11 protein-coding genes are annotated in these 19,279 nt (G+C 32.8%); all 11 read right to left on the bottom strand.

From position 1 onward, the window contains the following. Window positions 1-7 precede the first annotated feature (7 nt). Window positions 8-919: a carbohydrate kinase family protein gene (locus tag BUR17_RS02050; protein ID WP_074228337.1), complete on the bottom strand. Its 912-nt coding sequence runs from the start codon at window positions 917-919 to the stop codon at window positions 8-10. 36 nt (window positions 920-955) lie between these two features. Beyond that, on the bottom strand, window positions 956-1,963 hold the full coding sequence (locus tag BUR17_RS02045; protein ID WP_074228336.1) for a LacI family DNA-binding transcriptional regulator: 1,008 nt from the start codon (window positions 1,961-1,963) through the stop codon (window positions 956-958). A 288-nt stretch (window positions 1,964-2,251) separates the two neighbouring features. After that, window positions 2,252-3,535: an ATP-binding protein gene (locus BUR17_RS02040; RefSeq protein WP_074228335.1), complete on the bottom strand. Its 1,284-nt coding sequence runs from the start codon at window positions 3,533-3,535 to the stop codon at window positions 2,252-2,254. A gap of 211 nt (window positions 3,536-3,746) precedes the next feature. Next, window positions 3,747-5,390, bottom strand: coding sequence for an eCIS core domain-containing protein (locus BUR17_RS02035; protein ID WP_074228334.1), 1,644 nt, complete (start codon window positions 5,388-5,390; stop codon window positions 3,747-3,749). 71 nt (window positions 5,391-5,461) lie between these two features. Further along, complete coding sequence (locus BUR17_RS02030) at window positions 5,462-7,195, bottom strand: eCIS core domain-containing protein (RefSeq protein WP_074228333.1); 1,734 nt, start codon at window positions 7,193-7,195, stop codon at window positions 5,462-5,464. 6 nt (window positions 7,196-7,201) lie between these two features. Continuing rightward, window positions 7,202-7,876: a chitosanase gene (locus BUR17_RS02025; RefSeq protein ID WP_074228332.1), complete on the bottom strand. Its 675-nt coding sequence runs from the start codon at window positions 7,874-7,876 to the stop codon at window positions 7,202-7,204. 14 nt (window positions 7,877-7,890) lie between these two features. After that, window positions 7,891-9,348: a contractile injection system tape measure protein gene (locus BUR17_RS02020; protein ID WP_074228331.1), complete on the bottom strand. Its 1,458-nt coding sequence runs from the start codon at window positions 9,346-9,348 to the stop codon at window positions 7,891-7,893. Window positions 9,349-9,351: 3 nt separating this feature from the next. Further along, window positions 9,352-9,915 carry a hypothetical protein gene (locus BUR17_RS02015; RefSeq protein WP_074228330.1) on the bottom strand — a complete coding sequence of 188 codons (564 nt, stop codon included), beginning with the start codon at window positions 9,913-9,915 and terminating at the stop codon, window positions 9,352-9,354. A 4-nt stretch (window positions 9,916-9,919) separates the two neighbouring features. Then, a complete protein-coding gene (locus BUR17_RS02010) occupies window positions 9,920-12,916 on the bottom strand; it encodes a hypothetical protein (protein ID WP_074228329.1) in 2,997 nt (998 codons plus the stop codon). A gap of 11 nt (window positions 12,917-12,927) precedes the next feature. After that, complete coding sequence (locus BUR17_RS02005; protein WP_074228328.1) at window positions 12,928-15,951, bottom strand: hypothetical protein; 3,024 nt, start codon at window positions 15,949-15,951, stop codon at window positions 12,928-12,930. A 2-nt stretch (window positions 15,952-15,953) separates the two neighbouring features. Continuing rightward, a complete protein-coding gene (locus BUR17_RS02000; RefSeq protein WP_074228327.1) occupies window positions 15,954-19,277 on the bottom strand; it encodes a hypothetical protein in 3,324 nt (1,107 codons plus the stop codon). Window positions 19,278-19,279 lie beyond the last annotated feature (2 nt).

The following is a 19,279-nucleotide window of genomic DNA, read 5'->3' as shown; positions in this document are numbered from 1 at the left end:
TATTGATTTAAATAGTTTGACTGTAATGCTCTTCTCGAAAAGATTTGAAGGCTTCATAGGAATAATCCGGACAAGCACCTGATTTTGAAGTAATAAAAGCTCCTAAAGAAACCGCCTGTTTCATTATTTCCTGAGGACTTCTGCCTTTAATTCTCTTAGATAAAAAACCGGCAAGAAAAGAATCTCCACTACCCACAGTGTCTGTAATTTCTATTGAAACTGCAGAGAAAGTATAGTTTTCGTTTCCTACAAAATATCTTGCACCTTTGCTCCCTTTGGTAAGGACAATCTCATTCAGATCAAAATAATTTTGAATATGCCTAATACTATTATCTTCGTCAATATATTCTTCATCAAGAAACTCGATTATCGTTCTTAATTCTGCTTTGTTCATCTTTACTAAATGTGCTTTGTGAAGCAATATTTTAATTAATTCAAAATCAATGAACGGTGGACGGAAATTCACATCAAACACTCTAAATTTTGAAAACTCTATCAACGCTAGAAGAGTGTTTCTAGATTCTTCATTTCTGGCAATCAGACTTCCAAAAACAAAGGCTTCAGAATTCTTTATCAACTTTTTATGCTCCGGAGTAATCTGGATATAATCCCAAGCTACATTCTCAACGATATCATAATGTGCTTCACCGTGTTGATCGAAATTCGCAATGACAGTTCCAGTTGGTTTTTCTTCATCAATCTGAACATAATCTGTAGAGATATCCCAACTTTTAATTTTATTCAGAAGTTCATTTCCAAGTTTATCTTTTCCGATCTTGCTGATCATCCGAACCTCTACTCCCATTTTATCAAGATTATATGCAACATTGAAAGGCGCACCACCAGCTCTAGATCCGGCTGGAAAAATATCCCAGAGAACTTCTCCGAAACAAACGGTGTAAGATTTATTATTATTCATATTTAGATTAAACGTTTAAGTTAATTGATAAAAAAATTATTTTATTGAATTTTTAATAATTAAATTTCCTGATAGTGTTATTTTTTTGGCTGTAGTTGAATATTGATTTATTTGTAAATCAAGTAATTTAATTGTTTCATCTGCCATTTCCTCTAAGGGTTGCTGTACATAAGTAATATCTGCAGGAAATAATTTATATGCTTCTGTCTCATCAAAAGCCAGTACAGAAACCTGTTCCGGAACATTAATATTATTCCTAACAAGGTAAGCAAGACCAGCGACTGCAAGTTTGTTACTCGAAAAATAAAGCACAATATTCTTTGGTTTTTTACCTAAAGCTTGCTCAAGTTTGGTCTGAATTTCTTCTGTAATATTTTCGAGGCCTACAAGAATATTTTTTTTAACAATATTTTTTCCAGAATCTGCAAGACTTGTATCAAAACCCAATTTTCTGTCTAAAAGATGGGGTAATTTGGTATCATAACCTATATAAATTATTTCGTCAAAATTTTTTTCTAAAAGATAGGATGTTGTAGTTTCGGCAATTTCCTTGTTATTCAAAATAACGCCTGGAATATTTATTCCTTTCAGATATCTATCAATCGTAACTACAGGATAATTTTTATTAATCAACTTCGAAAGAGCACCTTCAGAACCTACAACTGGAGCGACAATCATTCCATCTACCTGTTGTTGAGAAAAAAGATCAATTAGTTTTTCAAACTTTTCGGCATTTTCATCTGAGCTTCCAATAATTAAAGTGTATCCTAATTTTAAGGCTTTATCTTCAAGATTTCTTGCTATGCTCGAGTAAAAGTCGTTGGAGATATCGGCAACTATAAGACCTAATAATTTTGTTCTGTTATTTTTAAGACTTTTTGCCATTCTGTTTGGCGTATAGTTAATCGTTTCAGCAATTTCAAAAATTTTTTTTTTGGTATCTTCACTGATTCTCTGTCCTTCTTTTTTGTTCAGAACATAAGAAACTGTTGCTACGGAAACTCCTGCAATTCTAGCAATATCTTTAATGGATGCCTTTTTCATTATTCTGATTTACAGTGCAAATTATTTAATAATAAATTAAAAAAACAATAGTCATTTTTTTTTTCGTCAATTCAGAAAAAAGTGTAACTTGGCAAATTTTTATTTCAAAAACCATATTAAATACAATTATTTGAAAATCAGCATTTTAATTCAATATTTGTATTTTAAATTAACATTATAATATTTGCATTATACAATAAAAACAACATTGGTTATACGTTTAAGTTATTTCAAATTAACAATTATTTACAATAATACATACACATTAATCTAAAAATGATTGATATATTATAAATGATTAAATGTTTTTTCCTCTTTTTGATATTCAGCTTCTATTCCTTTTAATAAAAAAATGCTTTTAAAAACTGAAGTTTGTTCTTCTATTGCCTGCAAACATGCATAAGTCATGGCTGAAACGATTTGGGCACCAGTTAATTCATAGTTTTTGGCAATTTTTTTTACGATATCAGTATTTTCTAAAGTAACATTGGGTGGAATGATTTTTTGCCATAATAAAAGCCTATCTTCAGCATTAGGTTTGCTATAACCTATTAAACAGTTGAATCGTCTAAGAAATGCATCATCGATATTATTTTTAAAATTGGTGGTAAGAATAATTAATCCATTAAAATTTTCTACCCTTTGGAGCAAATAGCTTACTTCCTGATTGGCATATCGGTCGTTTGAAGATTTGGTTTGGGTGCGTTTTCCAAACAGAGCATCTGCTTCGTCAAAAATCAAAATCCAGTTTTTGTTTTCAGCCTGAGTAAATATTTTTTCGAGATTTTTTTCTGTTTCCCCAATGTATTTGGAAACGACCTGTGATAAATCGATACGATAGACTTCGCGTTGAAATTCTTTTCCTAATAAAGTAGCGGTTAAGGTTTTTCCTGTTCCCGATGGTCCATAGAACAATGCTCTGTATCCCGGAAGAAGATGCTTCCCCATCCCCCAGTTTTCACGTAAAGTCTGGTGATGCTTTACCCAAAGCCTCATTTGATGAATTTGGTTCTGAATAGTTGTATTTACAACCAAATCCTGCCATTCTAATTGAGTAGAAACTTCTTTAGCCGGAAAATTAGGACTGAATTTCGGCTTTAACTTTTTTCCGTATAATAATAAATGTACTGTTTCAGATTTTAAAATAAGTCTTCCACTCATTAAAGGTTCGCCTTCTTTTACAGAATCGATTGTAATAATCTGTTCTTTGAAAAACCAATGAGATGCTTCAAAATATTGTTGAATTTTTAAACGATGCTCAATATTTTCTTTTGCTAAAATATATTGTGCAGTTTCTCCGGTTGGTAACATTCCTCTATGACCTTCCAGACGTACTCCGCCGAATTCAGGAAATTCTCCTCCTTCGGGATGAAGCTCTTTAATAATATCATCAAAAAAATTTGGCAATACATGAGGAACCAAAGCCATTAATAAAATGACTGCTTCATTATGCATAATTTCTCTTCCCAAAACTTCTGAAAATGTATTTTGGAAGTTATAGGTTTCTTGTATTTCTTCAGTTTGAATAGCAAGCTTTTGGAGTATATATTGTTTTAGATTTTGGAAAGGCATTTTTAATTTTTATACTATTTTTAAATTCATTTATCCTTAATTTGGGTGGATTCTATTTGATATTAATATTTAATCGAACCTACACTCATTTTTTTGAATGATGGGTTTGAAAAAATGAGTATAGGTTTTTTCATTTTTATGTGTTGTTTCAGCTGGAGAATTGTATGATTTGGTAAAATACCTATGCACAGTATTTATTTTGTCATTGCAATTATTTACTTGCTTTTACCAATTTAAAATGCTTTACAATCTTAGCTATATAAGTAGTTTTTATTTCAGGCCAATAAGCCGTATCCCAATAATTGTTTATGATTTTTGCAACTTCTAATGGATGATTTGGAGCGGCTTCCGCTAAATTTCTTTGATTATATTTCAATTTATCATTTGCCTGAGCATAGCATTTATAAAAATGTTTGCGAAGATTTTTAATTTGATAGCTTATTAATTTTTCAGTATCAATAGCAGTAGGATCAAACCCATCAGTTGTTAATTGATTTATGACTTCCTGTCTTATCAAATATTCATCATATGGTGTAAAAACATATTCACTTACATAAGACAATCCTTCTGTATCTTTTGAATCTGACTTAAAATAACGGAGAGCAAAATTGCGTGTAACATGCCCAACAGTTGTATGCCCCCAAACTTTACCTGATGTTATATTTTGGTCAAATAGTTCATCTCTAACCCCCTCAGCCATTGAATCTTTTCCGCCTGCGTCCATAGTACCTTTATCCCAATCATCATGAATCTCAGAAGGAGAATTAGCTACGCTACAAGCATATATAATAATGTCAACATCATTTTTTAGTGATGCTGCCACATTTTTTACTAATTTTTTTCCTTCATTTCCTGATATAGGAGTAATACTGCACCATCCTTCTGTGCCATGTGCAAAAAAAGCTAAAGTTTTAATTTTATATTGATCCCCTGATGTTACTCCACTAAGCTTATTTGCTTTATCAACACAGGTTTTTGCGATAGTAGAAATTGTATTTATGGCTTTCCCACTGTTATTTTCATCAGAAATTGCTTTTCCGAAAACAAGATTAGTTAGTTTAACGTCTGGTTTTATTCCTTCAAATCCAATAGCATTTTCTGCCAATGCCCACTCATTTGATTTACGCTTCATTTCTCCTTCATTATGGTCATAAATACCAATTTTTAATCCATCTGCAGAAGAAGTAATGATGTTTTTCCCCATTTCAGTTTCTGGATCTGGATCTGGAATACTTTTGTCATCATTTTTCTGCACTTTTTTCCCAACTCCACCACTTTGTTGTACCGTATGTGTTAACTCATGCGCCAATAAATGTTTTCCAGAATCAGAATTCGGGCTGTATTTTCCTTCATTAAAATAAATATCATTTCCAACTGCAAAAGCTTGTGCATTAAATTCTCTGCTCATTTTTACGGCCTCATTTCCTGTATGAATTTTCACTGCCGAAAAATCAGTTCCAAAACGGCTTTCCATGAAGTTTTTGGTTTCGTTGTCCATGTTGCTTCCACCTCCTCTGCTGGAGTTTATCTGACTTTCAACTTGAGTTGGAGCAACGCCTCCACTTTCTGAAGATGAACGTTGAATTAATGGAGAAATGGTTTCTGCCAAAGGTTTCATCTGAAGTTTTTCTTCCTGCTCACAAGAGGCACATTTTCTTTGTAATAAAGCTCCTGAATGTGTGACTTGTGAAGAAGGCTCAGACATTTTCATTATTTTATCAGCAACTCGATCGGCTTCTTTTTCGTAAGAGTCATTCGACGAACCGACTGTAAGTTTCTTCTGAATTACAGGTGAAAAAAACACCCCCGTATTTCTGACAAAAGTAGATTTTTCTTGATATTGATGTGTTCTCATTTTTAAATATTTTAAAATTCCACATATTCAATTATACTTATGTTTTCTGTTATTATAAATGATTTATTGTTCTAAACAATAACAGTTTTTGTATTTCTTGGTCCCGGAAAACGTACAATAAAAGGAACATCATACGCTTCGCCGCTTGCTTCTAATCTGCTCATTTTAATTGTAGCTAAACTTTGCTCAAGAATAGCACCGCATTGTCCCGGACAAAAATCAATAGCATCTTTTACTTCAAAATTTACAAATGCTTCAATGGTGACAATTCTGTTTCCCGTAGGAAGTTCGGTAATACTAAACGAAACATCTCCCCAAGTAATCTTTCTGTAATCGACGCCCGCATCACTGCTTCCTATTCCTCCTGCGATATTTCCAGGTATTGAAAAAGGATTTGAAAAATCTGTATGCAACTGTTTTTCTGAAGCTGAAATAAAGTTGTCTAAAGGTTGTGTAACATTACCATAACCTCTGCTTAATCTCGTTGAAATTAAATCTAAAACTCTGTCTACTTCACTATCGATACTCCAGTTTGTACTGAAAGCATCATGAATGCTGTTCCCTAAAGTGCTGAATATTCTCGGCGCTAAACTGTCTCCTCGCCTTCTGCTAAGATATGAACGCCACAAAGCTCCGACATCAGAACCAAAAGTTGTCTCCAAAATAGGTATAAAAGTAGTGAGCAAATAGTTTTTTGCTGCGGCAATTTCTGCAGCAGTTGTATATGATGTACAATACGTCGGGTCGTCACATTCGTTATTTCCCAGAACAGGATGATAATAAGGATCTACAGGAGTAGGAACATGAGTTGGAACATTCATATAAATATTAACTCTCCGATTTTGCTCTTCGTTTCCAAAATCATTTGTTTCACCATTCATGTAAGCGGTGATCACTGTCTGAGAAACACCATTTGAAATTAATACATTTTTCACACTTTCTGCCCTTAAACAAGAAAGCGTCCAATTGTGATTATGTTCTCCCGCTGCACTTGCATAACCGTCAATTCTCACTGGAATATTCGATCCTGAAGAAACCCAAACTTCAGCCATAGATCTTAACGATGCCTGTTGTTCAGCCGTCAAGGTAGAATTATCATTCTGAAAATAATAAACAGTTTGTTGCATTGTATTACTCGGAGGTACTGCACATGATAATCCCGCAGGAATAGTAGAAGTATCTCCCAGTTTTTGAATTATTTTTTTATTAATTTTCCCACTTTGCTGTATCGTATGCGTTAATTCGTGCGCTAACAAATGTTTGCCTTTATCTGAATTCGGATTATATTTTCCTTCATTAAAATAAATATCATTTCCAACTGCAAAAGCTTGTGCATTCAATTCTCTGCTCATTTGTACGGCCTCATTTCCTGTATGAATTTTCACTGCCGAAAAATCAGTTCCAAAACGACTTTCCATAAAGTTTTTTGTTTCATGATCCATGCTGTTTCCGCCGCCCTTACTCGAAGTGATTTGGTTTTCAACATGATTTGGTGCAACTCCACCGTTTTCTGTTGATGAACGTTGAATTAATGGAGAAATAGTTTCTGCCAAAGGTTTCATCTGAAGTTTTTCTTCCTGTTCACAAGTAGCACATTTTCTTTGCAATAAAGCTCCCGAATGCGTGACTTGTGGAGATGGTTCAGACATTTTCATCACTTTATCAGCAACTCGATCGGCTTCTATTTCATAAGAATCATTAGCCGAACCTACACTCAGTTTCTTTTGAACTGCTGGTTTGAAAAAACCATTGTTGTTCTTTTTAGATGGTGTAGCCTGTTCTTTTTGAGCTTTTAATGTTTCCATGATTTGCTAATTTATTTTTACTTTATTAGCTATAATTTCTTTGGATAAATCCCAATTGTTGGTTGAAATTTGATTTTTAAAACATTCTGTTCTATAAATGGTTTTTTGCAATATTTTTCTGGAATGGTTGCCCAACCAAAGATCTCTTGTATTGACATACTGAGTGATCCATTTCTTTTCAACTCCTCCATTTACAGGTATTTTTTCAGCAAATCTTTCTCTTAAAAATGAAGGAACGCCTCCGGAATGTATAAAGCTGTCATAAATGACCAACAGACTTAAAGCAGTAGTAAAATGATTACTTTGAAAAAACTGAAAAGCCGGTTTGTAATATAAAATATCAAAAAAATCATCCTGACATGTTCTCATTATGACATCTTCACGAGCTGATTTTCTCAATAAATTTTTGAAAGCCGTATTATCTACCAAACTTTCTTCTCCGATTTTATTGACAAATACTTTCAGTTGTGATGCAAAAATTCCGTTTTGAGAAATGTACATTTGGATGAGAGCTTTCAGATTTCCTTGTTCTGTAGTCTGGCTTCTTCCGTAAGTAATTTGGCGGCTTCCGTTTTTACCATCGGCATAAATCACCAGAGTATCATATTTCCCCTCTTTAGTTCCTGTTTCAAAAACATTAATGACCTGTAATATTTTTGTTTTTTGTTGACTTGTTATCATGATTAATATGTTTTTTAGTTCCAATAGCAATGTAAAAAATCATCTATCCAAGGTGTCTGAATCATGCTAATTCCCCAAGGTAAACTAGCCAGCAAAACATCTACTCCTTTTTCCTCAACCCATAATTCTGATGAACGAGTTTCTGACAAGGATAATTTTCCTGCTCTTTGTAAAAAAGTTTCCCTAAGACCTTCTGCAGATGAATTTTTCATCACCGACCAATACTCTATAACAACCAGCAAAAGATCATTACAAATTTCTTTTTCTTCTTTGCTGATTTTTTGCTTGGTATTGATCACATTCTCAATTGGAAAGCCGCAAATCAGTTTATTTAAAATCAGTTCATTTTCAAAGAAAATTTCCTGGCCTGTAACTAAATATTGAGTTAATAAAACAGCTTTATGCTGACTTTTTTTATCAACCCAAACTTCATCTTTACATAAATTCAGTTTTTGAAATAGATTTAAAAGAAACGGATGCAAAATGACAAGACCTGCATTGTCTATGTAAAGAGACGAAATCTGCAATTCTGAAGCATTTTTCTTTACATTTTCATGATTGATTTCTTTATCATTTTTCAGATTTTGTTCATTGGCCCCATTAAAATTAATACTATTTTCTTTATTGCTTCCAGTGATTTCACCCTTATTCAGAGAAATTTCATCAGTACTAATTTCATTTGATCCTTTTGAATTATTTTCTTGATTTAATAAATCTTTATCAAATTTAAATAACGTTCTGCTTTGATCATTTTCATTAAAAGTATTTTGCTGCCTATCTTTAATCTGTACATCTTTATTATCAGAAAAGATATTTTGATCGTCGAGCCAGTTTTCCAGTTCTTCGACAGAAGAAAATTTAATTTCAGAATAAAAAAAGGCTTTTAAAATTTGAGAAATCAGTTGTTTTGAGGTTGAATATTTTGAAATCTCAGTATTGACTTTTTCTTTAAAAGATTCTTTACAATTAAAATAAAATCTGATGAGTGTAGTTTTGCTTTCCTCAAAAATAGCAATGACTCTTTCAATAAAGTGTTCTGAAATTTCTATTGTATCAACAATTTTATCTATATTTTTCGAATATGAATTTTCTGCAATAATTCCTGTTTTTAAATAATCGAAAAACAAATTTTCCGCAAATTTTGTTTGTGATTCAAATCCGAAATTCTCTAATTGTTCTTTGGTTTTATTTAATCCTAAAACAGGGAAATGATCTTTCAGATATTCTTCAATTTTAAATAGTGTTTGATTTACAAGCTCTTTTCTCCAGTCTTTTTGAGTAATTTTAGGTAAATCAAGCGAAATACTTTCTATTTCCCATTCGTAATTTTCTATTGTGTACTGGTCTAAAATAAGTTCCAGTTTAGGATAAAAATCTTTCTCCAAAACATCAGACAATGTATTTTGTATCTCTTTTCCCAAAAGTTGAGAAGAGCAGTGAACATCTACAATATGTTTTTGGAGAAGATGCATGGCTTATTTTTTATCAAAATCAAAATTAAACGGTGGACAATGAAATTGAATAGAAGTGAAAATTTCATCACCCTGCTGCGTTCTGTCATTAGTTGTGCCGTCTTTTTTCAATATCAATATTAATCTGTCTTTCTCCATCTGAATAAATAATACCCAGATTCTTGGGATTCTTTTTCCTGTGGTATCGGTAAGAGAAACTACAAAAGACATTGCCTGTTGGATTTCACTCATTGGTTGCTGGAAAAAAGTACTTAAAACCTCCATTATTTTATCATCCAGCCTAAATATGAAATTGGTTGCATTTGATTCATTGATCAATAGCCTGAAGGTTAAATTAGCATATGCTTTTTCAATCCCACGAAATGAATACCATAATGATCCATTGTTTTTATCATCTTTAACTGGTGTTTCTTCCCAAAACTCAAATAGAGGTAACTGCCCGTTTGTATCTGTATTCTCCGTATAATCTAATAAATCAGTAAGTACACCGCGCATTTCTGCTGCAGAATTGTTTCCTCCGTCACTAATTTCATTTATTTTTTTCTCTATTACATCTCTTGTTGCCATGATATTAAGGTTTTATAGGGTTATTATTTTGAGTATCAAAGTCATTCGAATTAAAATCAGGATTGTTAAAATCTCCGATTTTCACGATTATTTTCTGTGTATTTTGGCATATTCCGCCTAACTGTTTGATGTTTACAGTAAATGATTTCACTTTTTCGTTGAATGGAAAAGCATGTCTTACTAATTTTTTATCCGTAATGATTTTTTCTGATTTATCTCCAAAATCGATCTCATACTCACCGGTATCTTCCTGATTAGAATTGATAAATTCAAAAGCAGTAATATCTCTGGAATTTCTTACAGTACTCCAGTTAGAAATTTCTTTCGGTTCAGAAATCTCAATTTCTAAAGTATTGCTCAATTCACCTTCACTTTCATATTGTAAAGTATATTTTCCTGCTTTTTTAACGGATGCGTGATTCGGTTTTAAGAAATATTTATTACTTTTCTGAACAATTGCATCTTTTGCAGTTCCCGAAAAAGTTCCGCCAGATTTTCCTTTTATTACAACTTCATATTCTTTATCATCTGTATTGCAGTATTTTAACGTTTTCATTGCAATAGATAAAGGTTCGGATTTTTCTATTTTAATTTCAATCGTATTGCCTTCTCCACAACACAAGTACGGAAGGAAAAAATCTGCAATCACCAATTGCTGGTTCGGAATATCGGTGGCTGTACTTACCTGAAACTGCATTGCGTAAGAAAGATTTCCCAGTAAATAAGATTTCATTTCTTTGGTGTACGTTGGTGACATATTAAAATCAGCAAGTTTCAGGATATTTGCTTTAATGTTTTCAGTTTCCTGTTTGCATTTATCCAGCTCTTCAATCGGCGGAGTGATGATTTGCGTTGTATAATCTTTAAAATTGATACTCGCTTCAATTTCCTGCTTTATACTTACCGGAATCTGAGTGAAATTATTTTGATAATTGGTAAGTAAAGTCAAAATCTGAGTGTACGGTAAAAGTGGTTTTACTGTTTTAAAAATTGTAGAATCTACATACACCAAAATAAAAGTTCCGCCTTTTGTAACTCCGGCTTTGTGCTCTATTCCGGGATGCTTCTGTATAAAAGTGGAGAAAAAAATATCTTTATAAATTCTTTGCCAGCGAATCTGAGTTTCCTCGTAAATTACAGCAAACGGATCTTCTAAAAACAATTCATTAATATCATCAAATCGGTCGATCAAATCTTCGGCTGTAGTTGTCAACTGAGGTTTTGTGAACTGAATACACCATCTATGAATAAGGAAAGTCTGATTTAACTGTTTGAAAACCTGATTAAAGCTAACGAAATTTGGAAGAAAATCTTTTAAATCATTAGGCAATAAGTTTTTAATCTGGCTTAAAATATTTTTTAAATTATCAATACTTTCCGCTCCCAGTAAATTTTGGTTAACAATCGTTGCTTTATTGTTTGTAATCCAGTTAACTACAAATTCTGTGATATTATACAATCTTTTTCTTGCCAAATCATAATCGGTCTCCAGATCGTCCCATCTTCCTTGAAATTTTGAAATGTCCAATACTTTTCCTACAAAATCAGTTGCATTCAAAGCAGTGATTTTAAACGGAAGATTGTAGCTGTTTTTCATAATATTCAGCTCTTCAACAACGTCTGTGTATTTCTTGCCTAAATGCCCTTCAATGGTAAAGAAATTGAACTTTTCAATATCATACAGCAAAGGTTTTTTCACCACATCCAAATTGGTGTAATTCGCTATTTCTGAATGATACGAATGGATTTCGTTATTTTTATTTTTTCCGGTTTTCTTAGGATTCCATTTTCTGTTTAATTCCAAAATCTGATCGTAATAATAAGGAATCGACTTTTTAGAAAGCGGAACATCTCCGTAAATAGAAGGCGTTACTTTGATGCCGTTATTCTGCACTTTCCAGAATTTTATCAAATGAACCAATCTCTCAAACAACAAAGACAGTTCTTTTCTTTTCTGATTGTTTTTTAAAGAACTATATTGGGTTGAAAAAAACGGAGTTCTGTAATTAATATCATTATCATCCACTTTTCCTAAAACGATGTGAAAAGGAAACATCGTTTCATCAACACAGCATAAAGAAGGATTTTGCTCATTAAATTCTATAATTTCGTTGTAAGCGGAGGAAATATCCGACATCCAATCCCATAAATATTGTACATTAATACTGTTTTTATAAGTATTAATTACCGTTTCCAAAGCAGTTTTCGGATTATTCAATACATTAAAATCAACAGTATTGCTGATGATTGATTTGTAACTTTTGTAAGCAAGACTTATTTTTTCTGAAATATTATTGATTATGGAATCCGACAAGTTCTTTTTAAATTCATTTAAGACATCCAATCCTGTTATCAACTGATGATTAGGAACATTATATCTCGGTAGCGAAATTTTTTCAAAATTCACAGCTTTCGGATATTCTGCAAACAGATAAGAATTTAAATCATTAATAGAAACTAATAATGGTCTTATTTTAAACTCAATTCTTTTACCTTTATCGTCGCAATTGGTTGTTACACAGTTTTTTTCGTCAATCAACAAAGTTTCAAGCAAAAGAATAACAATTTTATCCTTGAAAAAATTATTCGGAATCGCAATTCGGTCAACTTCCAGTGTGTTGTTCGGTAAAAGTTCAATAGAATTTTTTAGCGGCTCATATTTTTTGGCGTGAGGTAACGTAAGATCCAGATATTCGCCATCGATAAATTTCGGAGCGAGAAAATCCGCAGATAATTCGATCGGATGATAATAACTGAACGTTTTTTCTTCCCAATTGATCTGATAACCCAATGAGGTGATTGCCGTACCGCAACTTATCGTGATCTGATTCGGATGCGGATGCGAAATTTCCAAACCACAAACAATGCCAATTCCGATGCCTCCTACACGGGTAAGCCGATCTTGCTCTTCAAGATAACTTATGGCACGGTTCAGGTGTTTCTGACTTAAAACCTGATCGGCTTCAAAAACAGGATATTTGGATGGATTTTGAGTTTTCATGGTTGTTAATTTTAAAGTGTTCCTAATGAGGTGTTACCTAATACAATCGGATTGGTGGTTTCGCTAAGCTGACAATCGTATAAATTTCCTTCCGGATAAATAGTATTGAGTTCCTTGAGTCTCTTTATCAGCTCTTTGTGATGCAGACTAAAAACCGTAAAATCTTTTTTAGTTAAAGTTTTGCTGCAATATTTAAGTCTGAAATTTCTGTAGTTTTCCAGCCAGTTTTTGTAAGCACTTTGGAAATGCTGCATATCTTCATATCCGACCCAGCAAATTTTCAGTAAAACATGAGCGGGAGCTTCCTGACGGAAAATCTGCTCTGCATATCTTCTGAAGGTAATATTTTTAAATCTTGATAAATATCCGGGTAAAACAATCGTTGCCTTAAAAGAATAAGGATCATTATTGGCTTCATCTTTACAATCGTCTTTCAGACAAACCGTTAACAAATCTTTATCATTGTTAAAAGGAGGAAAAGGTCTTAATAAAATATGTTCTAAACAGTAGAAATTTTCATACGCTTCATTTAATAATTGAATCAGTTGATACAAAAATTCGGATGCCTTTTCATAGCTTGTAAAAGTTTTATCTATTGTCGCTGTTTTTTTAGGACTTTCGCCTAAATAAATGAAAAACTTATTGCCTTGTTTATGAATGAAATAAACATTTGGATTGAGTAAATTTTGCTGAGTCCATTTCCATTTTTCTTCTAAATCTGTAGCAGATTGTACAATTTTGCAGATAACAGATTGATTATTAATCTTTACAGGCAGCGTCCATTGAGTCTGAACCTGATCTTCTGTCACAATATCTTTCAAACCGATGTTATTGATTCCCAATAATTTTGCGGTTCTTTTTTCGTAACCTCCTCTGTGATCTGTTTCCCAGAAATTCTGAAAATCAAACTTATTATTGTTGATTTTTGTGTTGAGATAATCTATTCCCAAACCTCTTTCAGAACTGATTTCGGCATAATTTTTTAAAAATTCTTCTTTATCGTAAATCAGATCATGAGGCTGAAAAGACATTTCTCCCAAACCTCCGGAATCCTTACTTACTTTATACATCATAAAGACATAATCGTTAAAACTTTCGCTGAAGCGAGCCATTAAATGATCTAAAGCCCGATTTCGTCTGTCATTGAAAACAGATTGCGATTCTTCCAGAGAGACATCAAATTCAGATTCGCCTTTTAATAATGAGTTTTTAAAATCGTCTCTGTAAATTTCTTTTGAGTAAAAATCTTTTCCTGTTTTCGGGTTTTTATCCAGATAATTAGGGAAATAGGTATATTTTACGGGTTCGATATCCAGAATATTTTTAGCGTGATACAACTGATTAAAAAAATCTGCCAGTAATTGATCGTAAAAATGCAGATACGCTTTCAGTTGTTTTACCTGGGCTTTTCTTTTTTCGGGAGCCTTGCCTGAAACTTCATTTGAACCTAAACCGTAATTCACCGGAAATTCTTCCTGAACACTGTAATATTCATCCAGCTGATAAAATTGTCCTTTCGGAACAGGCAAATCACTTTGTATTGAATATAATTTATAATTTTTTATCTGAGCTTTAAGCTGCTGAACCTTTTGATCCACCAACATCTGACTGTTTTCAGATAAAAGGAAAGGAATGTTTTTCTGAAACAGCAATATTTTTGACTTCTCAACAGAAAACAAAGGTTTTTCTTGCCCCGATAAATGCAGACACCATTTTTGATTCATACTTCCTGTAATCGGCTGTCCCAAAGAATTATAAGCCGTCATCAGAAGATTTTCAACAGAAACAATTCCTTTAATTTCCATAATGGCAGCAATAATATCCGAAGCGTGAATGCTGTTCGGAAGTTGTGCTTTTTCAAGCTCATCGTCATTGAGAAAACCATGTTTTAGTTTTGGTCCTAAAAATATTTCGGTAGAATTTAACCCCTGTTCCATCAACTGAGATAAAGTATAAAAACGAACGGGCGGATTCAGTATTTTTTCAATTGCCATCTGAATCTGAGCCATTGTTTCTACAGAATCGGTTTCGGGAGCTAATTCTACATCGACGCAGAAACTTATTTCTGTACTTTTGATGGTTTCCACACAAAGAAAATCTTCGGTAAGGTTTCTGTTTTGATGCAGTTTTTGCTGAACGGTTCTGAAAATTCCATCCACTTTATTTTTTTTGTCTTTCAGCAAAGAAATAATCTCACAGATTGGTTTTTCTGTACTGAAATGATTTTTCACGAGTTGCAGTTCGTTTTTATCAACAGGTTCTACAACAAATTTTAAAGTATCATTGACTTGAATAGTTCTTTCAACAACAATAACTACTGTATTGTCTTTAATCTCTACTTTTTTATTTTTTATTTTGGAAGGTTTGTCCATTTTGCTCAGAAGAAGCGCTTTAGGATCGTTCCATGAAGAAAATTCGGACGTTATATTGACCTGTACCCAACGCGAAGATTCTAAAAACGCAAACTCAAGCCCGGTTGTATTGAGATCTCCAAGAACTACATCTTCATCCAATTCAATGATAATTTTATTTAAACCTCTTACGAAAAGCTGTTCTAATGATTTGTTGTTTTTATCTTTTGGTGCAAAACTTAATGTATCTTCTAAAACATTAATATATAATTTTTGTTCTGCAGGATGGGGTAAATGATAATCATATTGATTGGTTTCTTTTCTTGTAGCTAAATACCAGGCGTTTGTAATTCCCTCAATATCAATCAAAATTTTTCTGTAATCGAGCTCTGTCAACGCAGCGTTTGTCATTATTTCTCTTGCGGTAAAAAATGATCCGTTCAAAATTTGTCCGTTTTTGGTGGTCAAAAGATCTTTGATGTCGAAATCTGTTCTGTATCCCAATTCTGTTATCACATACGAAAGTGCTTCTAGGATTGTAATTCCAGGATCGTGCGCATTGTAATCTGTCCAGAAAGTGTTTCCCAGTTTTTCGATATATTTTAAACCTTCTTTTCGCAAAAAATCATAATCTTGCGAAGGCTTCAATATTCTTTCTGACGGTATGTAATATTCGGGATTCATGGTTAACAGTTGTTTTTAAGTTCTTCAATTTCATGGGTATCGTTAGGAATAAACAAAGTGTAGTCTGTCTGTGGAACAATTTCCTTTACATCTGCCATTTCTTTGATGACCGTATTTTCTTCATCATCCAAAATGAGCTGATTGACTTTAAAATCAATAATATAATCTACAAAAGGCTGATTGTCGATCAACTGAATCAGTGAGGACAATTCTATTTTCTTGGCAAAATCAATCTCGAGATCGTTAAAAGCCCAAGGACTGATGTATCGGTTGATTGTTTCTTTCAGAAGATCTGCATACAAACGCGTATCTGCGAAGGAAATTTCTCTGTATTTCACTTTACAGCTAATCTGTATTTTTTCTAAAACATGAGGTTTTATCGATAAGCGGACGTGCGGAGAGCACAGTCTCATAATTGTGTTTTTGATGTGTTGTAACGTGCTTAAACTTAATAATGGTTTCCATTCCCAAACGGTGGATGAACTGAGTGATTTTGCAATGGGAATCAACGTTACATAACCCGCAGAAACATTGGAAACACTTCCTGAATCGTATCGGTAATGGTTTAAACATTTTACTCTGTACACTTCGGGAAATTCCTGCAAAATAAGCCTTTCGTAATCCCATGAAGTGATTGCTCGTTGTTTATGTTTCAATCTTTCGCTGCTTCGTTGGTATAACTGCGTATCTTCTTCCGGTTTTTTCCCTCCAAAAGAATGATATGGCTGTTTTACTTTTTTAATAAAAGAATTGGGCTGATATAATTTTGAAACGGTTTCTTTTGAGGTAAACTCCAGAAAACCGCTTCCGTTATTTTCAAAATCAAATAAAACGGCCTTTAAAGCCTGTTCGTGAATGCCTACAAAATGGCAAATTCTGTCTAATTCATCCACTAAAATTCTCAGCCAGAAAAGATTTTTAGGTAAGATAACAGTTTGTGTATTATCAAAATCAGGAACAGTAAGGTTGATGATTCCGGATTGCAATAAACCGAGTGTTTCATCTCCGATATCGTGTGGATCTATTGTTGTCCATTGATTTCCGGATAAATATTCCCAGGATATTTTTGCGGGTTCTTTTCTCGGATTGGCTGTTCCTTCTGCCATTTGAAAAAGGATACTTAATCCATTTCCGGGTTGTGCATTTTCAAATCCGATATAAATCTCTCCTTTTTTTGGTAAATGCGGAATTAATGATAAAGAATATTTTGGGTTTAATTTTTCATATCCAAAAGGTAACAAATGATAATATTCCAATACATTAAGATTATTATCTGAATCACTAAATGTATATTTCTCTGCAACCGAATAACTCATATCGAAAGACTGAATAACCGGCACTTGTGGCAAAACTGGAGACTGCGTTTTTGCTGCTTCTATATAATCCTGTAAAAACTTCTCATTTACGTATTTAGGATCTTTTAACTGAATTCTAATGTATCCCGAAATACTTTCTTTATCGGGAATAACGTCTTCTGCATATTCTTTAACCCATTGACTGTTAGCATAAACAGAATTGAAGGTTGCAGTGTCGCTTTCAACAAATTTGCCGTTCTTCATTTCTAACAGTAAAGAACTATCAATCAAACGGGTATATCTATAAATTGAGCCTATAAATACCTGAGAAGCAAGATTATCAATTGTTGTCGAATAATTTGTATTCAGACTTAAATTTTGAACATTTGATATTCTGCTTTGTGCTAAAGTATTGACATTGCTTTGCACTAAACTGTTGACATTATTTGTGACGGCAGAATTTAACGTTCCAGCAAAAGTATAAGATGAAGTCGCATTACTTTCAATTGAAAATTTGGCATTTGCGCCTTTTTTTAAGAAAAATTCGTTGCATCCGATAATAAATCCGTTTCCGTTTTTAGGAAAATCTCCGAAAGGTTTAAAAGGTTTGTTGATATCTACAACTCCTGTATCTGTTGCTACAATTAAGTTTTTTAGTCCAATTACAGTGATTCCGATTTCAAGGGTTTTACAATCAATCTTTTCGGTATTGTTTTTAGGAATTATTTTAAGAATCGGGTGTGAAGTTGCAATAATTTCTCCCGCATGAATTTCTTTACTAAATGGAACAATTGCTTTTTCGGAAGCAGGAATGGTAAGTTTAATGTATTTATCCTGAGTCAGTTCTTTATTTTCATCAGTAATTTCTAGCCATTTTTTTTCTCCGGTAATCCAGAAATCAAATGAATTCGGATTCAAAATCTGAGGATCGAATTTCAAAGTAATGGTTCTTGTTCCGCCTTTCATGTAAAATAACGGACTTGCCAAAAGCAAAGCTGTTTCGGTATTTTCAGAAGAAGGAAAAGCCGAAAAAGGGGTGTTTGTAGCATTTAAAGCAAATAAATCTGTTTTTTTCCATTTATTCTGAACAATATGATGGCTTAAAAAAGATTTAATTTTAATAGAATTAATCGCCTGATCTGAAGTGGAAGCATAAAATTTATTTTTTCCCAACGAATTTTTTCCTGCTGAAAAAACAGTGTTTTTCGGCAACAGAAATGCATTTTTATTGACAGCCGGTTCGATTAATAAATGAACAAAATCTGGTTGCGCTTTTTGCGGAAGCAACTGCAAAATATCTTTGTAATAAAAATCAAGATGTCTTTTGGTGAAGTCATTCATATCATTTTTTGCAATACCTAAAAGCTTCAAAAAAGCCAGAAACAAAGCATAATGAGGTGTGTGCGAAGGATAATTTTCCAACTGTTGTACAAACGCTTTTTCTGTGCTGTTTTTCCAATATAAAAGTAATCCGAAAAGGTTCTGAATATTTTTATTGAATTGATAACTTTGCAATAAAGTTATGATTGAATTTTCATTAGTGATTTTTAAAAGAATAGCATTCACTTGAGTTTCAATCGCTTCTTTTGAGCTTAATAAAAACTCTTTTATTGAAATAGTATGATCTAAAGTTTCAACTTTATCTGTAAGTTTGGTAAAATCATACTGAATTTTTTCAAAAACCCTTTTGATGATTTTTCTCTGCTCTTCATTATCATTAATTAAGGCGATAGATTTTCTGTCATTTTCATATTTTTTCTCGTAATCTTGAATATTCCATTTGTAAATCTGCGCCAAAATTGCAGTAGATTCCCAAGCAAAAAATGGAGACCAATCGCTTTGTTCGTTAACAGAATCTGATTCGTTAAAATGTTTTAGATACGTAGACATTTTCTGAGCCAATACAACATAATCGATCTCTTCTCTTTCGTCAAGAAGAAAATAATCGGGTTGTAAGGCTGGTAAAAACCTTTCATTTTGGGTTGTTCCCATTCCCTGATGGATTGATATTTTTGAAGAACAATTTTCCATGA

It is taken from the genome of Chryseobacterium scophthalmum (assembly GCF_900143185.1).
Classification (GTDB): Bacteria; Bacteroidota; Bacteroidia; order Flavobacteriales; family Weeksellaceae; genus Chryseobacterium; species Chryseobacterium scophthalmum.
This window is presented reverse-complemented; position numbering and strand designations above follow the sequence as displayed.